We start from the raw sequence: 19798 nt of genomic DNA, 5'->3' as shown, positions 1-19798 counted from the left end.
CACCCCTAAGCGCGCAGCGTGGCGCCGGTGCGCTCACCGGCCGCGGCCACCGCTGCGTCCCGGGCCGCCGTGGTCTCCTCGACCGTGAGGGTGCGATCCGACGCGCGGAAGCGGAGGGCATAAGCCAACGATTTGTGCCCCTCCCCCACCTGGGCTCCGCTGTAGACGTCGAACAACCGCACCGACTCCAACAGTGGGCCGGCACCGTCGCGCAACGCGGTCTCGACGTCGGCGGCCGGGACCGCGTCATCGACAACAAGCGCGACGTCCTGCGTCGCCACCGGGAACGTGGACACCGCAGGCGCCACCACCGGTTCGTCACGAACACCCAGGCGGTCCAGCTCCAACTCCATGGCCGACGTCCGCTCCGGTAGGCCAAGGGCCTGCACGACGCGCGGGTGCAGCTCACCGGCGTGCCCGATCAAGGTCTCACCGACGTACAACGCGGCACAGCGGCCAGGATGCCAGGGCGCATGTTCGTCGCGCTCCACCCGCAGCGACACCCCGGCCGCGTCGGTGACGATTCTCGCCGCGTCGATGGCATCCGCCCACGACGCCGCCCGGCCCGGCCCCCACCAGCCCGGCCGCTCACGCGCCCCGGACAGTGCGACGGCCAGCCGGCGGGGCTGCTTCGGCAGCGCCGCTTCCAGCCGCTCGAACTCGTCTTTCGTGGGGCGACGGTCCACCGGGAGCCGGGGCGGTACCACCGGCTCTCCCGGTTCCGGCCGGAACACCAAACCGGACTCGTAGACCGCGGCATCCACCGACCCGCGTCCGGCGTTGCGCCGTAGTGTGGCCAGCAGGCCGGGCAGCAGCGTGGTGCGCAATAGCGGCTGCTCGTCGGAGATCGGGTTGGCCAGGCGGGAAGCGCGCCGCCGGGCGTCGTCGTCAGGCAAACCCAACGCGTCGAGTTCCGCCGTCCCCATAAACGGGTACGACGGTGCCTCCACGTACCCGGCGGCGGCGACGGCGCGTTCGACCCGCCGACGGACCCGCTGCTCGACGGTGACACCGCGGCCAGGTGGTGCCACCGGCAACACCGACGGTACGGCGTCGTAACCCCGCAGCCGGGCGACCTCCTCCACGAAGTCGTATGGATCGGTCAGGTCCGGCCGCCAGCTCGGGGGTGTGACGAGGAGCCGATCCGGCGCCGGCGTGTCCACCGTGCAGCCCACCGCACGCAGCGACCCAACAACCTCGTCGGCTGGATAGTCGACACCAACGACGCGGCTCGGCAGATCCGCGTCGATGTCCACCGCCGGATGTGTCGGCAGACCACCCACCAGTGTGACGCCCGGCTCGATCGCGCCGCCGCCGAGTTCCACTAGGAGCTGCGCCACCCGCGTGGCGGCAGCCACTGGCAGAGCGGGATCAACACCACGCTCGAATCGACGCGACGCCTCGCTGGGGAGTTTGTGCCGCCGGGCGGTCCGGGCTACGCCGGTGGTCTCGAAGTTCGCCGCCTCGACCACCACCGACGTGGTCGCCGCGCTCAGTTCGGTGGTACTGCCACCCATCACCCCGGCCAAGCCGATCGGCCCGGAATCGTCGGTGATGAGAAGGTCGTCGGTCTCAAGGGTCCGCACGAAGTCGTCGAGTGTGGTGAGCTTCTCGCCTGCCTCGGCACGGCGCACCACGATGGTGCCACGTAGCAGGTCACGGTCGTAACCGTGGATCGGCTGGCCGAGCTCCATCATGACGTAGTTGGTGACGTCGACGGCCAGCGAGATAGGCCGCATCCCGGCCAGCTGGACTCGCCGCCGCAGCCACCGCGGGCTCGGTGCCGCGGGGTCGAACCCGGTGACGGTCCGGGTGGCGAACGCCGGGCAGCGCTCCGCGTCGTCCACCACCACCGGATAGTCGCCCGGCCCTGGCTCCGGAAGGGCCAGCTCACCCGGGTCTCGGAAAGCGACGCCGTAGGCCGTCGCGGCTTCGCGCGCGACACCACGGACGGACAGGCAGTAGCCGCGGTCCGGGGTGACGGCGATGTCGAGCACGTCGTCGCGTAGATGGAGCACCGCGGCAGCGTCGTCGCCCGGACTTCCAGCGTCGGGGTCGAGCACGATGATGCCGGCGTGGTCGTCGCCGAGGCCGAGCTCGCGCTCCGAGCAGATCATCCCGTCCGACACGTGCCCGTACGTCTTGCGCGCGGAGATGGCGAACCCACCGGGCAGGACGGCGCCGGGCAGGCAGACCACCACGAGGTCGCCCACCTCGAAGTTGCGTGCACCACAGACGATGCCTCGCGACGGCGACGCGACGCCCTCGGCGCCGCGATCGGCGTTGTGTTCCGGGCCGACGTCCACCGCACACCAGCGGATGGTCTTGCCGTTGCCGTGGGTCTCCTCGGCATACTCCAGAACCCGGCCAAGCACCAACGGACCGGTGACGTCGGCTCCGGCCTCGTCGACCGTCTCGACTTCGAGTCCGGCCCGGATCAATCGGGCCGCGACATCACGGGCCGGAACGTCAGGCGGCAGGTCGGCGTATTCGCGCAGCCAGGAAAGCGGGACGCGCATCTAGATCTCCATCCCGAACGCGGTGGTGAAACGGATGTCACCCTCGACCATGTCGTGCATGTCCGCGATGCCGTGCCGGAACATCAACGTACGCTCCAGCCCCATGCCGAAGGCGAACCCGGTGTAACGGTCCGGATCGATACCGCACGCGATCAACACTCGTGGGTTGACCATGCCGCAGCCACCCCACTCGATCCAGCCTTCCGAGCTGCACGTGCGACACGGGCGGTCGGGATTGCCCACGGACGCACCGCGGCACACGAAACACTGGAGATCCATCTCCGCACTCGGCTCCGTGAACGGGAAGTACGACGGGCGCAAGCGAGTGGTGATGCCCTCGCCGAACATCGACGACGCGAAGTGGTCCAGGGTGCCTTTGAGATGCGCCATGGTGATGCCCTCGTCGACGGCCAGCCCCTCCACCTGGCTGAACACCGGCGTGTGGGTGGCGTCGAGCTCGTCGGTACGGAACGTCCGTCCCGGGCAGACCACGTAGATGGGTGGCGTGCGAGACAGCATGGTGCGGGCCTGCACCGGCGAAGTGTGAGTACGCAGCACCACACCGGACTGTTCGGACTCGACGAAGAAGGTGTCCTGCATGGTGCGCGCCGGATGATCCGGGCCGATGTTCAGTGCGTCGAAATTGAGCCACTCGGCCTCCGCCTCAGGGCCCTCGGCGATCTCCCAGCCCATCGAGACGAAGACGTCGCCGACCCGCTCCTGGATGGTGCTGAGCGGATGCCGCGCACCCGGCGGAGTGCGGTCCCACGGCAAGGTGACGTCGACCGTCTCCTCCAGGAGGACCCGGGCGTCACGTTCGGCCTCCAACTCCTCCTGACGGGCCTGGATGGCGTGGGTGACCTCTTTGCGGACCGCGCCGATCCGCTGCCCGGCGTCTTTGCGGGCCTGTGGCGGCAACGCCCCGATCTCTCGGTTGGCCAAAGCCAACGGCGAGCGGTCTCCGGTGTGTTCGACCTTGATCTGCTTCAGCCGCGTGAGGTCCGCGGCCGCACGGATAGCGGCCACGGCGTCGTCACGCATCCGGGCCAGCTCGTCCGGATGCAACGGCGTGACCTCGACGGGATCGTATTGGCTGTTGGGCGCGGACATCTTCCTCGCAACCTGCGTGTGGTGGCCTGCCGGGGACAACCACGCGATTCTACGACGGACGTCGATGCGCGCGCCCATCGAGTCGCGGCCCGGGCCCCGGTACGGCCGGTCGACCGCTGGCACAACTGAACCCGATGGGCTCCGACGACAACCGTTCGATCTCGTTGCTCCGTCTGTCCAGTGAGTTCACCTGCGCGGAAAGGAAACCATGATGGTGACGAGATCTCGACGGGGTGTGGTGCTCAGCGGCTTGCTGGCAGTGATGATGGTGGCGAGCATCGGCCTCACTCACGCTCAAGCGACAACCGACGTGCCGGCGACACCACACGCTCCGCCCGCAGCGGCCGAGCCGGATCTGGCAGCCGAATTGGCCGCCGCGCCCCGGACCGGCGCCCTGTTCAACAATCCCCAAGGAACCAAGGCGCAGCAGTACGTCATCCGCAACTACCTGCTGGAAATGGTCAAGGCGGCCAAGCCGGGCTCCACCATCTCCATGTCGATCTTCAACATCACCAACTTCGACCGCGGCTTCGCCGACGCCCTGGTTCAGGCCGCCCGTCGAGGCGTCAAGGTCCGAGTGGTGCTGGAGGGCACGGCGGCCGCGAAGACCGGCGCCGGCAAGGCCATCATCGCCGGCCTGGGCACCAACAAGTCGCGCTCGTCCTGGGCCGTCGTCTGCACCAAGGGTTGCCACGGCACGAAGATCAACCACAACAAGTTCTACCTGTTCTCCAGTGTGTCCGGCCGGTCCAACGTCGTCGTGCAATCCTCGGCCAACCTCACCGTCGCCAACGGCCGCCGGTTCTGGAACAACGCCGTCACCTTCGTCGGCAACAAGACTCTCTACAACGCCTACCTGACGTACTTCAACGATCTATCCCGCAACCGGACGTCCACCGGCTACTACCGCACAGTGCTCGCGGGCAACGTCAAGACGTACCACTTCCCTCGCCGCGGGACGAACCGCAGCACCGACACCGTCTACCAGGCGCTCGGAAACGTTGGCTGTACCGGCAACACCACGGTGGGCACGGCCAGCGGCAAGACCATCATCCGGATCGCCATCTGGCATGTCAGCCGCGTCGCCATCGCCGACCGCCTGGTCAGCCTGGCCAAGAAGGGCTGCAAGATCAATATCGCCTACACCCACATGGGCTCCGAGGCGTTCAAGAAACTCAAGGGCCAGAAGAACATCCAGCTCCGCCAGCTCGCCGACAACGGCAAACGGGACATCGTGCACTCGAAGTACCTGCTCATCGCCGGAAAATACGCCGGAAAGAAGGACCGCAAAGTGACGTTCACCGGAAGCCCCAACTGGGGGAAGGCCGCGCTGCGGAGTAATGACGAGACGATGTTGCGGATCATCAGCGCCCCGATACACGACCAGTACAAAGCAAACTTCAAGCGGGTCATGGCCCGCGGCGTGAAGCGCTGACCGCGCCGCGCCCGCCGTCACCATGCGGCGGCGGGCGGCATGGCCGGCTCCGGGCGGCCGCTCAGGTCTGCTCGGCCAGGCGGGCCGGGAAACCACCCGTGGCGATCGGGCCCCAACGCTGCGGGCGCAGCCGGATCAACGACTTCTCCTGGCGCCGCATGGCCGCCCGATATTCGTCCCAGTCGGGGTGTTCGCCGGCGATGTTGCGGTAATACTCCACCAAAGGTTCGAGTGCATCCGGCATATCCAGCACCTCGGCCGCTCCGTCCACCTGCACCCACGCACCGCCGAAGTCGTCGGACAGGATCACCACACTGGCCTGAGCGGATCGACGAACGTTCACCGCCTTGGCGCGGTCGGGGTAGGTCGACACCACGATCCGGCCGGCGTCGTCGACCCCGCACGTCACCGGCGACGCCTGCGGGCCGCCGTCCGCCCGGCTGGTGATGAGTACGGCATGGTGCCGCGGCCGGACGAAGTCCAGCAGGCCATCGAGATCCACCGGAGTGTTCGTTGCGATATTCGGCATCCCACCAGCGTAGATCGCCCGTCGCCATAAGGAGCCTTACTGCCCCAACGCGCGCGGTCATAAGGAGCCTCACTGTCGCCATAGCCACCACAAGGAAGCATGCTGCGCTGGACAACTCACCACAAGGAGGCTTACTGCTCTATAGCCCGCCGCGCTTCGTCAGCGCCGCTGCGCGCGGGCGGTCGCATAGAGGCAGACGGCGGACGCCGTCGCGAGATTCAAACTCTCCGCCTGGCCATAGATCGGCACCCGCACCACGTAGTCCGCGGCACGACGTACGGCATCGGGTAAACCTCGGGCCTCGTTGCCGAACAACCACGCCACCGGAGCGCTCAGCACCCCTGCGGCGTCAGCATCGTCGAGATCCCAGGCGCCGGCGCCATCGGCGGCCAGAACCGTCAGTCCAGCACTGCGCAGCTGATCGATGGCCTCCACCACCTCCACACCGGACACGATCGGCAGATGGAACACACTGCCCACCGACGCGCGCACCGCCTTGCCGCCGTACGGATCCGCGGAGCCGGCCGTGAGCAGCACCGCGTCAGCACCGGCGGCGTCGGCGCAACGGATGACGGTGCCGACGTTTCCGGGGTCTTGCGCCTCGACGAGTACGGGCACCAGCGTCGCGGAGGTGGGTTCAGGTGCCTGCGGCGGCCCGAGGACGTCGGCGAGCGACGCGGACTCAGGGCGACACACCGCGACGATGCCCTGTGGCGTGACGGTTTCGGACAGTTCGGCCAGCGCGGCGTCGTCGGCTAGGTGCACGTCGATACCGGCCCGTTCGGCGGCCTCGACGATCGCGGCGTGGCGTCGATGCGCCGCCGGAGTCGCGAAGATCTCCACGACCCGCTGTTCGTCGCCACGGGATGCCGCCGGGCGGGTGGCCTGCTGGCGCGTCGGGCCTGATGCGGCCACCGCCTCGCTCACGGCCTGGCCACCTTCGGCGAGAAAAAGCCCGGCCTTCTCACGGCCGGCCCGGCGGGTGAGCTTGCGCGCCTGGCGGATCCGGGTGGACCGCTCCGTCAGCACGGCTACTCTCTCCATGATCGTGTCGGATCGTGTCCGACCTGTCCGGCCGGACACGTTGGTGAGCTGCGACGTTGGCGTCCGCCAACCTGACTACACCTGATCAGAATCACATTGTCAGGGTCAGCGATGGCGGCGCGGCAGCGCACGGAGTTGTCCGGCCTGACAAGTGGCGGCGCGGCAGCGCATAACGAAGGGCCCGCCGGCACCCCGACGAGCCCTCCTGAAACCGGACCATCTCCCGCGCGAACGCGGACTCAGGCCGCGGGTGCGTTGCGGTCGGCGGGCAGAGCCGCCCGTGCGGTCTCGACCAGCGCCTTGAACGCCGCGGGGTCGTTGACGGCGAGGTCGGCCAGGATCTTACGGTCGACCTCAACCTCGGCCAACTTCAGACCCTGGATGAAGCGGTTGTAGGTCAGGCCTTCGGCCCGCGCGGCGGCGTTGATCCTGGTGATCCACAGCTGCCGGAAGTCGCCCTTGCGCTGCTTGCGGTCCCGGTAGGCGTAGACCAACGAGTGGGTGACCTGCTCCTTGGCCTTGCGGTACATGCGGGAGCGCTGCCCCCGGTAACCGCGCGCCTTCTCGAGGGTCTCCCGCCGTTTCTTATGGGCGTTGACCGCCCGCTTCACGCGTGCCACTGATTCTCCTAGCTTGGCCCGGTCACCACCATCGGACCGGGTTGTCGTCTTCTGTCAGGCGTCGTCCCGCCCAGCCGGGGTGGCGGACGGGACGATCGAGGCTCACTTGCCGAGCAGCTTCTTGACCCGCTTGACGTCGCTCTTGGCGACCTCGGTGGTGCCGTCGAGTCGACGAGTGAGGGTGGTGCTCTTGTGCTCCAGGTAGTGCCGACGATTGGCTCGCTGCCGGCGGATCTTGCCGGTGCCAGTCACGCGGAACCGCTTGCGCGCACCACTGTGGGTCTTGTTCTTCGGCATGGTGCCGTACTCTCCTCTACTCTTCGTTCTCGGCGACGCGGGTGCGGGTCGGCCGGTCAGAGCGTTCCTTCGCCGCCGCCTGGCGTCCCGCGGCGCGCTCAGCGCGCTCGGCCTCGGCATCGGCCCGACGTTGGGCTTGCCGCTCCTCCTTGGCCGCGTGGCGTTCTGCCTTGGCGTCCGCCTTCTTCTTGTGCGGGCCCAGGACCATCACCATGTTGCGGCCGTCTTGCTTCGGCGCGGATTCGATGAACCCGAGTTCTTCGACGTCGGACGCCAACCGCTGAAGCAACCGGAACCCGAGTTCGGGACGGGACTGCTCCCGGCCACGGAACATGATGGTGACCTTGACTTTGTCGCCCTCGGCAAGGAACCGTTCGACGTTGCGCTTCTTGGTCTCGTAGTCGTGTGTGTCGATCTTCGGTCGGAGCTTCTGCTCCTTGATCAGCACGTGCGACTGATTCTTCCGAGCCTCGCGCGCCTTCATCGCGGACTCGTACTTGTACTTGCCGTAATCCATGAGCTTGGCCACCGGGGGCCGTGCGCTCGGGGCGACCTCTACCAGATCGAGCTCAGCCTCCGCAGCGAGGCGTAATGCGTCCTCGATACGTACGATGCCGACCTGCTCACCATTAGGGCCGACGAGCCGGACCTCCGGTACCCGGATCCGGTCGTTGATACGGGGCTCGACGCTGATGCCGTCCTCCTGTGTGCCTGGGTTCCGCTGGATTGACAAGCGCGCACGAGGAGACCACAAAAAATGGCCCCCACTGCGCACAGCGAAGGCCATCCAAAGCGCCGACGACGCTCACGCGCCGCCTTCACCTGGGCATTACTGGAATGCCCGGACCTGAAACCCGATGGCCTCAACAGCCATGGCGGGTGGGAGGGTCTCCGCTTGCGTTCCACCTAGCCGGGGCCTACTAGCAGGCCCCATCCGGGTGAACCGGTCAGTGTGACAGGGTAGCACGGGTGACGACGAGTTCCCATCCCTCGCAGCCCGAGTCCGGCGCGCACCCCCACGACACCCCACGCCACGACACCACCACCCACGAGGCGGGCGCCGGCGATACCGCGGCGGCCGGCCGCGATATCGCCGAGGTACCGGCCGTCGAGGTGGTATCGACAGCGTCGGTCCACCTGCTCAGCGCGGCGGCCGTCCACCTGGGGCTAGCCGAGGACCTACCCGAGCACCGCGACCTGGATGAGGCTCGGACTCTCATCGACGCACTGGCTGGACTGCTCACCGCCGCGGCGCCACACCTCGGGCACCACCACGCCGCCCCGCTGCGCGACGGTCTGAAGAGCCTGCAACTCGCCTTCCGGGAAGCCTCCGCCATTCCCGATGCGACCGGCGAAGGGCCCGGTGAGAAGTTCACCGGGCCGGTCTACGGGTAACCACCGCGGCTAACCACCGCGGCGGGGAGTCGGCGCACGGTGGGCCAGACCACCGCCCGCCACTCGTCGCGTCACAAGGCGCCGCTCACCCGCCAGCCTGACGCCAGGGCCCGCAGCCCCGCAGCGTCCACCGAGAACAGCACCGGTCCGGCGAGGTCGATCACCAGCGCGTCGGCGCCGTCGGCCAGCGCCGCCTCGGCCGCCGCCCTCGTGGGCACGGGGACCGGCCGGGCGTCGGGATTCCACCGCCGCATGCTGTCCACACTGGTGAAGGCGAGCAACCCACGCCGGCCGTCGCGGCCGATGGTGCTGGCCGTGGCCATGTTCGTCTGGTGGTGCGGCACGTCGTCGACACCATCCGCTTCGGGTTCGGGTTCGGATTCGCCTGCGTCGGCGGCCGCCACCACCGGAACCAGCACCCGCCCACCTGCCAGGGCGGCCAGCACGTCGGCTGGTCCGCCTTCTCCGCTCTCATATGCCGACAATGCCGCGGCCAGGTTCGGGTCAGCCGAACCGTCGTCGTCCGGGAACGCCGCATGCGGCACCGTCTTGCCGGTTTTCGCAATCACGGGCGGCGACCCTAGCCTGCCCGTGGCCCAGTTTCCAGGCCAAGACCCGAAAACCCATCACAACAGCACATCATTTGTCGGTTTTGCACCAAACCTCCCGAGGTCTGACGTCACCCACCCAGGAACTGGACGGCGAACGTACACTGCCTTGTCGTGGACCTCTCCGTCTCCGACGCACCGGTGGGCCGTCTATTAGACCGACGGTACCGCGTGGAGTCGCTGCTTGCCCGTGGCGGAATGGCCACCGTGTACCGCGGCACCGACACTCGCCTCGACCGCATGGTGGCACTGAAGGTCATGCACGCGGAACTCGCCGCCGACGACGAGTTCGTCACCCGGTTCATCAGCGAGGCACGATCCGCGGCCCGCTTGTCCGACCCCCACATCGTGAGCGTCTTCGACCAGGGTGAAGACGAGGGCGCGGTCTTCCTGGCCATGGAGTTCATCCAGGGTCGCACCCTCCGCGACGTCTTACGCGAACACGGCCGGATCGACCCCGACCTCGCCCTCGAGATCTACGAGTCGGTTCTGTCCGCGCTACGCGCCGCCCACCAGGCCGAGATCGTGCACCGCGACGTCAAGCCGGAAAACGTCCTCATCAGTGACGACGGCCGGATCAAAGTGGCCGATTTCGGCTTGGCGAGGGCGACTCGTAGCCAGGGCAACACCACCGCCCGCGGGCTCCTACTGGGCACCGTCAGCTATATCTCGCCGGAGCAGGCGCTCGGTGAGCGAGCCACGCCGCGCTCGGATGTGTACGCCGCCGGCGTGATGCTGTACGAGCTGCTGACCGGCCGGCCACCACATTCTGGGCCTACCGACTTCGTCGTCATGCGTGCCCACATCGACGAGGACGTCCCCACCCCATCGGAGTCCGCCCCGGTGCCGGCCGTCGTCGACGAGCTCGTTCGCATCTCCACGGCACGCCAGCCGGAGGTCCGTTATGCCGACGCCGGCGACTTCCTCGCCGCCGTCCGGCTCGCCCGCGCCGCGATCGCCAGCGGCGACTCCTCGACCGGGGGTGCACGCCACGCATCCAGGGTGATGCCGGTGGTAGCTCCCACGCCCGCACCTGCGGGCAACACCAACTGGCAAGATTCAGCCGCCGACGACACCTCCGAGTCCGACGCATTCGCCGTCGCCGACGCCTTCTACCGGGAGTCCGGGGCGCCGATTCCGGCTAACCCGGACCACACCGTCGACAGCAATCCCATCGACCTCGCCAACGCGTTCTACCACGAGAACCCGTCATCCCAGCCACTGTCTCCGCTGGCCACACCGCCCGGCACCCAACCCCCACCGCCACCACCGACCCATGGACCCCAGCAGACCCGGGTCATCAACATCGAACCCGGCGAGGCGATTCCCACCACGGGGAGCGGAGCCGACGACACCGGCCGATCCGGCGGTTCCGGCCGCCGGACCAGAACGAAGCGCCGCCGCAGCTGGCGCGGCCCGATCCTGTTCCTGCTGGTCCTGCTCCTCGCCACGGCGGTCACCATCGCCGCCTGGTGGTTCGGTGCCGGCCGCTGGACGTCCACACCGCCGTTGCTGAACCTCGACCCGGACGCCGCGATCGTCCAAGCCGAGGAGGCTGGACTCAAAGCCTCCGTCGACGGAGAAGGGTTCTCCGAACAGGTCGAGGCCGGCCTGGTCCTGAGCACCGACCCCGGCCCCGGCGAACAGATCCTCAAGGGCGGCACCATCAGGCTGACCGTCTCGCAGGGCCCGGAGCGCTACGAGGTTCCGAACCTCGACGGCATGACCCGCGAGCAAGTCGAATCCGCCCTCGGCGACCGCAACCTGGTGCCGCGGTTCACCGAGCGCCACCACCCCGACGTCGAAGAAGGCCGCGTCATCTCCCAAGACCTGGAGGCCGGCGACGAAGTCCGCCCCGACACCGAGGTCACCGCGGAGATCAGCCTGGGCCCGGAGCCGATCGACATCGACGACTTCACCGGCAGCCCGATCGCCGACGCGCGCGAAGCACTCGGTTCGGCCGGGTTCGAGCTCGACGTCACGGAGGAGTTCTCCGACGACGTCGCCCCCGGTGTCGTCATCTCCCAGGACCCTTCCAGCGGGACCGGCCACGCGGGTGACACCGTGGCGCTCGTCGTCTCACAGGGGCCGGAGGTGGTCGAGGTCCAAGTGCCCAGTGTCATCGGTGAGCGGGTCCGCGACGCCGAGCGGATCCTCGACGAGGCCGGCCTGGAGGTGCGGGTGGAACCGTCGTTCGGCGACGGCCGACTACGCCGCCAGGTCGTGCGGGCCCAGTCCCCCGACCCGGGTGCTACCGTGCCGGAAGGCTCGACGGTGACGCTCTACATCTTCGGGTTCTGATGGTCTACAGCTCTGCGAACTCCATGCCTGCGCCCCTGCTCGGCACCCACCTGCCAGCCGCTGGGAAGCCGGCGGCCGTCCCTGGCCGGGCCGCCGACATGGGTGCCCGCAGCGTTCAAGTCTTCCTCGGCAACCCGCGGGGATGGGCGACCACACCCGGCGATCCGTTGGTCGAGGCCGCCTTCCGGACGGCGGCCGAGCAGCGGTCGATGACGGTCCTGGTGCACGCGCCCTACCTGATCAACCTGGGCAGTCCCACGGCGGCGACGTTCGAGCGGTCGCGGGCCAGCATCGAGCACGCCCTCGTACGGGCGAGGGCCGTGGGCGGCTGCGGGGTGGTGGTGCACACCGGATCGTGCGTGGCCGAAGGCGGCTACGACACCGCGATGAAGCAGGTGCGGGAGGCGCTGCTGCCCATCTTGGATGGGCTCGACGACGACGGACCTGCCCTGATGCTTGAACCCACCGCCGGTCAGGGCCGGTCATTGTGCGCGACCGTCGACGACGTCGAGACGTATCTGGAGGCGATCGATCACCACCCTCGGGCCAAGCTCTGCTTCGACACCTGCCATGCCTTCGCCGCCGGCCACGACCTCGCCCAGCCCGGAGGGATGACCGCGACGCTGGACCGGCTGGTGGCGGTGGCGGGCGCGGGACGGCTAGCGGCCGTACACGCCAACGACTCCCAGGACGGGTGTGGTTCGTTCCGGGACCGCCATGAACGGATCGGTGCCGGCCAGATCGGCGTCGAGCCGTTCCGCGAACTCCTGCACCACCCGGCGGTGGCAGGCCTGCCTGTGGTGCTGGAGACACCTGGCGGGCCAGCGGCCTACGCCGCCGACATCGCCCTACTCGGCTCCCTCCTCACCTCCCCTCCCTCCCGGTGATCATTGGCTTTTGACTACCGAATTCGGTAGTCAAAAGCCAATGATCACCGGGAGGGAGGGGTCACGGAAAGGCGCTGCTCAAGCGGCGGAATGGACACGTTTGACGCTACTTGACACCAATAGTGACCAGACTGTGACCAATCGTCTTACAGGCCGGACTTGAGGTCTGAATCAACGTCGCCCTGGCTTACCGTCGCAGATGGCGGAAGGAGTCCGACTCATGGTCGTCCTGATGGCATCAGGCGCAACCGACACGCAGATCGAGGCCGTCGTCTCCCGTGTACGCCGAACCGGTGGAGAGGCCTTCGTCAGCCGCGGTGTCCACCGCACAATCATCGGGCTGGTCGGCGACGTCGACCGGTTCCGCGCACTCAATCTTCGCCGGATGGCAGGGGTAGCCGACGTGATCCGGGTCTCGACGCCCTACAAACTGGTGGGCCTCGGCCACAACCCCGAGCGCAGCACCGTGTACGTCGGCGAGACCGACACCCGCCCGGGTGTGCCCGTCGGCCCCGGCGTATTCACCCTGCTCGCCGGCCCGTGTGCGGTCGAGTCCCTGGACCAGACCCTCGAAGCCGCGGAGATGGCCCGCGCGGCCGGCGCCACACTGCTGCGCGGTGGTGCGTTCCGGCAGCCGTCGCCGCCCCAGGCTTTCCGCGGCCTGGGCCGCGCCGGGCTGCACATTCTCGCTGAGGCCGGGCAGGCAACCGGGCTACCGGTGGTTACCGAGGTTACCGAAGCCAGCGACGTCGAACTCGTGGCCCGTTACGCGGACATGCTGCAGGTAGGTGCCCGCAACATGCAGAACTACGCGCTGCTCGACGCCGTAGGCGGCCTGGGCAAACCGGTCCTCCTCAAGCGGGGCATCCAGGCCACCATCGAAGAGTGGCTGATGGCGGCCGAGTACGTCGCACAACGTGGCAACCTGAACATCGTGCTGTGCGAGCGGGGTATCCGGACCTTCGAGCCGACCACACCCGCCACCCTGGACATCTCCGCCGTGCCGGTGGTGCAGAGCCTGTCGCACCTGCCGATCATCGTCGATCCAGCTCATGCGAGTGGCCGTCGGGACCTGGTGTTGCCGCTATCGCGGGCGGCCCTGGCCGCCGGCGCCGACGGAATCCTCATCGACGTGCACCCAGATCCCGACGCCGCGTTGTGCGACGGCCCACAAGCACTCGGCGGACCCGATATCCGCGAACTCGCCTCGGCGATCCGTCGGCTGACGCCGGTTGTCGGCCGCCGCTCCGCCGAGGTCGCCACCCCCGCACCATTCTGAGGGCTCAGCCAAACCACGACGTCGTCGCCCGGCTCATCGCGCGCCCACCTCCACCAGCTCAGATGTGGTCTTGCGGCGATGCAGGCGCACGACGTGGACCACCGCGGCAACCCAGGCCCCCAGGACAACCAGGTACACCACCCACCGCACCGGACCGGACAGGTCGAAGGCGTGCTCGGAACCGAGCGTACGCACGTTCAGCAGGACGATCAGTCCCCCCACGGCCGACCCCAGAACCCGCGGCGGGATGTGCCGGACCAGCCAGGCCGCGATCGGTGCCGCGACGACACCACCCACGAGCATCATCGCGACCCAGCTGAACTTCACGCCATGGAGACCCAGGCCGAGCAGAAAGCCGAGACTGGCGCAGACCGCCACCATGAACTCGCTGGTGCCGACGGAGCCAACCACCTTGCGGGGTTCCAGGCGGCCACTGGCCAGCAGCGTCGAGGTACTGATAGGCCCCCATCCGCCACCGGCGGTGGCGTTCACGAACCCCGCCACCAGGCCCAACGGGGCGAGGAACCGGCTGCGCAGCGGTTTGCCGAGATGACCCACTGGCGGGCCGGCGATGGTGAAACGGATGAGGATGTACAGACCCAGCGCGAGCAACACTCCAGCCATGAGCGGCGTCGCTGAGGAGGTGGAGAGACTGGAGAGAAAGGTGGCCCCGGCAAACGCACCAAGGCCACCGGGGATGGCTATCCGGCGCACCACGGCCCAGTCGACGTTGCCGAACCGCCAGTGCGACAGTCCGGACGCAAGCGTGGTCCCGATCTGAGTTAGGTGGACGGTCGCCGACGCCAGGGCCGGCGCAGTGCCGATCGCCAGCAGCATCGTGGTGGAGGTGGCACCGAAGCCCATACCGAGGCTGCCGTCGACCATCTGAGCCCCGAAGCCCACCAGGCCGAGCATGACCAGGATGTGCATGCCGTGCGCCCTCCTCCAGCCCGGACTACCCACTAATCCTACTGACTAACTATGATTAATAGTGCGGGGGGGATCCAACAGAGGTCAATATCCGGGCGTATTCGTCTCGTATCCCGATACGGCGAAGATGGTCCCCTTGCATCGCACCGCCGGGGGCAGGTAGGCCGGTCAGGCCTCGGCCAAGCTAGCTGGCGTCAGCGCTGATCACGACACGTCAACGTCGGAGGTCTGTTGCCACACCTGCCACTAGTGCAGTGACCCGAGCAGATCGGCCAGCGTCTCGCCGGCCTTTCGCGCGTCGGCCGCGCTGACATCGAGGTGGGTGGTGAGCCGCACGGTGTTGGGGTCCATGGCGCCGGACAAGACCCCAGCCGTCCGGGCCTGCTCGACCAGCTGGGCCGCCCGGCCCGGTACCGCCAGCATGACGATATTGGTCTCCACCTGCGCCGGATCGACGACACCGGGCGCTGCGTCGGCGATGATCTCGGCGATAAGCCTGGCGTTCGTGTGGTCGTCGGCCAGCCGATCCACGTGGTGTTCCACGGCATACAGACCGGCTCCGGCCAACACACCGGCCTGCCGCCAGCCGCCGCCGAGTCGTTTACGGCGCAGCCTGGCCTCGGCGATCGCGTCCGCGGGACCAACAAGGACCGACCCGACCGGCGCTCCCAACCCTTTCGAGAGGCACACTGACACCGAGTCGAACGCCGCCGCCAGGTCCCGGATCGGCACACCAGTGGCCACCTGGGCATTCCACAGACGGGCACCGTCGAGGTGTAATCGAACCCCGGTCCCGGCGACCGCGGCGTGCAACGCCGCCAGCTCATCCCGCGGCTGGACCGTGCCGCCGGCGAAGTTGTGGGTGTTCTCGACCGCGATCGCGGCCGTCGACACCAAGTACGGTCCGGCGTCGGGCGCCATCATGTGCTGGATGGCCGCGACGTCGACGAGACCGCGCGGATGCCACCACGTCCGAGTAGTGACACCGTGCAGCGCGGCGTGAGCCCCTTGCTCTGCGCGCACGACATGGGCACGGGCCTCACAAAGGAGTTCCTGGCCTGGGGAGACCCAGAGGCCCACCCCCAAGATGTTGGCCATCGAGCCGGTCACCGTGAACAGGCCGGCTTCGTGGCCGAGCATGGCCGCGACCCGCTCCTCCAAGGCGATGGCGCTGGGGTCCTCACCGTAGACGTCATCACCGGTCTCGGCAGCCGACATCGCCGCCAGCATGCCCGGTGTTGGGCGGGTCACGGTGTCGCTGCGTAGGTCGATGGCGCCAGAGGTCATATCCGTCACTGTAAAGGCCACGGATGTGGTCGCGGCACCCGAGGAACCCTGTCCCCGGTATCTGGCAGACTGCCAGCGGAGATCGACCAGGAACGGAAAAGGTGATGACCGTGGGCTTCAGCGGCTGGCCGGCCGAGGCATTGGAGTTCTATGAGGGCCTCGAGGCCGACAACTCCCGCGGCTACTGGACGGCCCACAAGGCCATGTATGAGCACTCGGTGCGCGAGCCGATGACCCTCCTGCTAGCTGAGCTGGAGTCTGAGTTCGGTGCCGGCAAGATCTTCCGCCCGTATCGCGACGTACGGTTCAGCGCAGACAAATCTCCGTACAAGACGGCCATCGGCGCCACCCTAAGCGGCGGTGGCTACGTCCAGTTGTCCGCCGACGGATTGGCCGCCGGCAGCGGCATGTACGTGATGGACGCCGAGCAGCTGGCCAGATACCGGCACGCGGTCGACGACGACACCTCGGGCGCGCAACTGGTCACCCTCGTCGATGAACTCACCGGGCAGGGGGTCGACATCACTGGCCACGACCACCTCAAAACCGCCCCCCGCGGCTATGCCAAAGACCACCCCCGGGTAGAACTGCTGCGTTTCAAGGGGGTGGTGGCCTGGAGACAGTGGCCGGTCGCGGCCTGGTTGGGCACCGCTGCCGCCAAACGTCGTGTCGTCGACTTCCTGCGCACCACCCGGCCACTGCACACCTGGCTCGTCGATCACGTCGGCGAGCCAGCCTGACACCTTCACGACGTCTGCCCGGCCAGGAGGTGGCATAATCGACCCCGTGACCAACCTCGTGCTCAACTCCTGGTGGTGGCTGCCCTAGCCGGCGGCCCACCCGAGCACACACCTCGTGGCCGCCGTGATGGCGGCCAGATGCGGCAGAGCTAAGCGCTGCGGCGGGTCCCGCCCACGGCGGCCTCCGACCAACGGAGGACACCAATGACCATAGCCGCGACACCCTCACTGGACCACACGCCACTACTCGCCGACGAAGCCGACGTCAGAGCGCATCCCGACCGGTTCCGGGTCCTCACCGGCGACCGCCCCACCGGCGAACTGCACCTCGGCCACTACTTCGGCACCCTGCACAATCGGGTCAGGCTGCAGGCGATGGGCGTCGATACGTTCGTGGTCATCGCCGACTACCAGGTGATCACCGACCGAGACCTCCCCGCCGGCATCAACCGCACCGTCCACGGCATCGTGCTCGACTACCTGGCCGCGGGCCTAGACCCGAGTCGCACCACGATCTTCGCGCACAGCAGTGTTCCCGCGCTCAACCAGCTGATGCTGCCGTTCCTCGCCCTCACCAGCGTGGCCGAGATGCAGCGCAACCCCACGGTCAAAGAAGAAGCCGCCGCAGCCGGTCTCACGTCCATCAGCGGTCTGCTGCTGACCTACCCGGTCCACCAGGCCGCCGACATCCTGTTCTGCCACGGAAACCTGGTGCCGGTGGGAGCTGACCAGCTGCCCCATATCGAGCAGGCGCGGCTCGTCGCACGCCGGTTCAACGAACGCTTCGGCGACGGGCAGCAGCTGTTCCGGCCACCACAAGGACTACTGTCGGCCACCCCGGCACTTCTCGGGGTCGACGGGCGCAAGATGAGCAAGAGCCGCGGCAACGGCATCTCCCTGCGCGCAAGCGAAGACCACACCGCGCAGCTCATCCGGCGCACCGTCACCGACAGCGAACGGCACATCACCTACGAGCCCCAACGCCGGCCCGAGGTCGCCAATCTGCTGCTCATCGGCGCTCTCTGCGCTGACGTCGAGCCGGCCGAGCTGGCCGACCAGATCGGCGCTCGCGGCGCTGCCCATCTGAAGGCCGTGGTCACCGACGCGGTCAACGACCACCTGCGGCCACTCCGCGCCCGCCGCGCCGAACTCGCCACCGACCGCGGTGTAGTCCGCGACGTCCTCCGTTCCGGCGCGGAACGGGCCAACGACATCGCCACGAACACCCTGGACGATGTCCAACGCGCCCTCGGTATGCACTACTGACCAGCTGGCCGGCGCGGCGTGAACCGAAGATCAGTTGGACTCGAGCAACTCGGCGACGAGGAACGCCAGCTCCAACGACTGGGTCCGGTTCAACCGGGGGTCGCAGACGGTCTCGTACCGGTTGTGCAGTGCGTCCTCGGCGATCGGGTCACCTCCGCCGACACACTCGGTGACGTCGTCGCCGGTCAGCTCCACATGCAAACCACCTGGGTGGGTACCAAGCGCGCGGTGCACCTCGAAGAAACCGCGGACCTCGTCCATCACGTCGTCGAAGCGGCGCGTCTTGTGCCCGCTGGGTGCCTCGTAGGTGTTGCCATGCATGGGGTCACACACCCACGACGCCACCAGGCCACTCGTCGTCGCCTTCTCGATGAGCTGCGGCAAGCTGTCCCGGATCGCGGTGGCGCCCATCCGGCTGACGAACGTCAACCGACCCGGCAGGCGCTCCGGATCCAGCTTCTCGGCCAGCTCCATGAGGTCGTCGGGTGTGGTAGACGGCCCGACCTTGACGCCGATCGGGTTGCGGATACGCGCGGCGAACTCCACATGGGCACCGTCGAGCTGACGGGTTCGCTCACCGATCCAGACGAGGTGTCCGGAGACGTCGTACGGCAGGCCGGTCCGCGAATCTACCCGGGTGAGCGCCGTCTCGTAGTCAAGCAGCAAAGCCTCATGGCTGGAGTACAGCTCGACGGTGTGCACATTCTCCGAATCGACGTCGATCGCCCGCATGAACCGCAAGGCTTGGTCGATCCGGCCGGCGAGCCGCTCATAACGCTGCCCGGCCGGCGACGAACGCACGAAGTCGGTGTTCCACGCGTGCACCTGGTGCAGATCGGCGAACCCACCGCCAATGAACGCCCTGGTCAGGTTAAGTGTCGCCGCCGAGGCGTGATAAGCGCGGACCATTCTGGCCGGATCCGGCGTACGCGCGGCCTCGGTGAACTCGAAACCGTTGACGATGTCCCCGCGGAACGCGGGCAACGTGACGCCATCGCGGGTCTCGGTCGGCTTCGATCGTGGCTTCGCGTACTGCCCGGCCAGCCGGCCCACCTTCACGACGGGCATCGTCGCGGCATAGGTGAGCACAACCGCCATCTGTAACAACGTCTTGAGTTTGTTGCGGACGTTGTCCGCCGAGACCCCGCCGAACGTCTCCGCGCAGTCGCCACCCTGGAGCAAGAAAGCCTCACCCCGCGACACCGCAGCCAGCCGCTCGCGCAGGAGGTCACATTCTCCGGCGAACACCAGCGGCGGCATAGTACGAAGCTCAGCCACCGCGTGCTGGACAGCGGCCTGATCCGGCCAGTCCGGCTGTTGCGCGGCAGGCCGGCGGTGCAAGGCGGAGCCCAGCTCCGCGAATAGTTCAGAATCGGGATGCGAGGTCACCCGGCCAAGGGTAGGCGCTTTGACACTGTCCAGGCGAGACATCCCACGTTCCGGACGGCCGGTCGCCTGGAGACTCCGCCGCTCCGCTCCCACCTCCGTGGTGCTCCGCTCCCGCCTCCGTGGTGCTCCGCTCCCGCCTCCGTGGCGCTCCGCTTCGCTCCC

General features: G+C 68.2%; 18 protein-coding genes. 7 read left to right on the top strand and 11 right to left on the bottom strand.

All coding sequences use genetic code 11. The annotated features are described in order from the left end of the window. Positions 1-5: 5 nt before the first annotated feature. Both pheT and pheS read right to left on the bottom strand, forming a co-directional pair. Complete coding sequence (gene pheT, locus G8760_RS23735) at positions 6-2519, bottom strand: phenylalanine--tRNA ligase subunit beta (protein ID WP_166355321.1); 2514 nt, start codon at positions 2517-2519, stop codon at positions 6-8. Beyond that, a complete protein-coding gene (pheS, locus tag G8760_RS23730; RefSeq protein ID WP_166355320.1) occupies positions 2520-3629 on the bottom strand; it encodes a phenylalanine--tRNA ligase subunit alpha in 1110 nt (369 codons plus the stop codon). It lies immediately after the preceding gene. Positions 3630-3840: 211 nt separating this feature from the next. Between pheS and G8760_RS23725 the strand changes: the two genes are divergently transcribed. Then, on the top strand, positions 3841-5064 hold the full coding sequence (locus G8760_RS23725; protein WP_166355319.1) for a phospholipase D-like domain-containing protein: 1224 nt from the start codon (positions 3841-3843) through the stop codon (positions 5062-5064). A 61-nt stretch (positions 5065-5125) separates the two neighbouring features. Here the strand turns inward: G8760_RS23725 and G8760_RS23720 are convergent, their stop codons facing one another. The 5 genes from G8760_RS23720 to infC form a co-directional block, all read right to left on the bottom strand. Beyond that, complete coding sequence (locus tag G8760_RS23720; RefSeq protein ID WP_166355318.1) at positions 5126-5593, bottom strand: PPOX class F420-dependent oxidoreductase; 468 nt, start codon at positions 5591-5593, stop codon at positions 5126-5128. Between the two features lie 159 nt (positions 5594-5752). Continuing rightward, entirely contained in the window at positions 5753-6637 is an 885-nt protein-coding gene (locus tag G8760_RS23715; RefSeq protein WP_166355317.1) for a TrmH family RNA methyltransferase, read from the bottom strand. A 239-nt stretch (positions 6638-6876) separates the two neighbouring features. Further along, on the bottom strand, positions 6877-7257 hold the full coding sequence (gene rplT, locus G8760_RS23710; RefSeq protein ID WP_166355316.1) for a 50S ribosomal protein L20: 381 nt from the start codon (positions 7255-7257) through the stop codon (positions 6877-6879). Between the two features lie 102 nt (positions 7258-7359). Beyond that, positions 7360-7554 carry a 50S ribosomal protein L35 gene (rpmI, locus tag G8760_RS23705; protein WP_166355315.1) on the bottom strand — a complete coding sequence of 65 codons (195 nt, stop codon included), beginning with the start codon at positions 7552-7554 and terminating at the stop codon, positions 7360-7362. A 16-nt stretch (positions 7555-7570) separates the two neighbouring features. Further along, positions 7571-8287 (bottom strand): translation initiation factor IF-3, encoded by a 717-nt coding sequence (gene infC, locus G8760_RS30395; protein ID WP_343074455.1) that lies wholly within the window; start codon positions 8285-8287, stop codon positions 7571-7573. Between the two features lie 356 nt (positions 8288-8643). Here infC and G8760_RS23695 point away from each other — a divergent pair, with 356 nt between their 5' ends. Then, entirely contained in the window at positions 8644-8949 is a 306-nt protein-coding gene (locus G8760_RS23695; protein ID WP_166355344.1) for a DUF1844 domain-containing protein, read from the top strand. A gap of 71 nt (positions 8950-9020) precedes the next feature. On the opposite strand, the gene G8760_RS23690 is transcribed toward G8760_RS23695, so the two are convergent. Beyond that, positions 9021-9518 carry an SseB family protein gene (locus G8760_RS23690; RefSeq protein ID WP_166355313.1) on the bottom strand — a complete coding sequence of 166 codons (498 nt, stop codon included), beginning with the start codon at positions 9516-9518 and terminating at the stop codon, positions 9021-9023. A 153-nt stretch (positions 9519-9671) separates the two neighbouring features. Between G8760_RS23690 and G8760_RS23685 the strand changes: the two genes are divergently transcribed. The 3 genes from G8760_RS23685 to aroF all read left to right on the top strand — a co-directional run bounded on the left by G8760_RS23685 (position 9672) and on the right by aroF (position 14024). Then, on the top strand, positions 9672-11858 hold the full coding sequence (locus G8760_RS23685; RefSeq protein ID WP_166355312.1) for a Stk1 family PASTA domain-containing Ser/Thr kinase: 2187 nt from the start codon (positions 9672-9674) through the stop codon (positions 11856-11858). Between the two features lie 23 nt (positions 11859-11881). Beyond that, positions 11882-12745: a deoxyribonuclease IV gene (locus G8760_RS23680; protein ID WP_166355311.1), complete on the top strand. Its 864-nt coding sequence runs from the start codon at positions 11882-11884 to the stop codon at positions 12743-12745. Positions 12746-12965: 220 nt separating this feature from the next. Then, positions 12966-14024, top strand: coding sequence for a 3-deoxy-7-phosphoheptulonate synthase (gene aroF / locus G8760_RS23675; protein WP_166355310.1), 1059 nt, complete (start codon positions 12966-12968; stop codon positions 14022-14024). 33 nt (positions 14025-14057) lie between these two features. Here the strand turns inward: aroF and G8760_RS23670 are convergent, their stop codons facing one another. Next, entirely contained in the window at positions 14058-14954 is an 897-nt protein-coding gene (locus tag G8760_RS23670; protein ID WP_166355309.1) for a sulfite exporter TauE/SafE family protein, read from the bottom strand. 246 nt (positions 14955-15200) lie between these two features. Continuing rightward, complete coding sequence (locus G8760_RS23665) at positions 15201-16241, bottom strand: threonine aldolase family protein (RefSeq protein WP_166355308.1); 1041 nt, start codon at positions 16239-16241, stop codon at positions 15201-15203. 104 nt (positions 16242-16345) lie between these two features. Between G8760_RS23665 and G8760_RS23660 the strand changes: the two genes are divergently transcribed. Further along, positions 16346-16981: a DUF2461 domain-containing protein gene (locus G8760_RS23660; protein WP_166355307.1), complete on the top strand. Its 636-nt coding sequence runs from the start codon at positions 16346-16348 to the stop codon at positions 16979-16981. Positions 16982-17185: 204 nt separating this feature from the next. Next, complete coding sequence (trpS, locus tag G8760_RS23655; RefSeq protein WP_166355306.1) at positions 17186-18247, top strand: tryptophan--tRNA ligase; 1062 nt, start codon at positions 17186-17188, stop codon at positions 18245-18247. A 30-nt stretch (positions 18248-18277) separates the two neighbouring features. Here the strand turns inward: trpS and G8760_RS23650 are convergent, their stop codons facing one another. Further along, a complete protein-coding gene (locus G8760_RS23650; protein WP_246222668.1) occupies positions 18278-19636 on the bottom strand; it encodes a class II 3-deoxy-7-phosphoheptulonate synthase in 1359 nt (452 codons plus the stop codon). Positions 19637-19798: the final 162 nt, after the last annotated feature.

The sequence above is a fragment of the Phytoactinopolyspora limicola genome (genome assembly GCF_011320225.1).
GTDB classification, from domain to species: Bacteria; Actinomycetota; Actinomycetes; order Jiangellales; family Jiangellaceae; genus Phytoactinopolyspora; species Phytoactinopolyspora limicola.
This window is presented reverse-complemented; position numbering and strand designations above follow the sequence as displayed.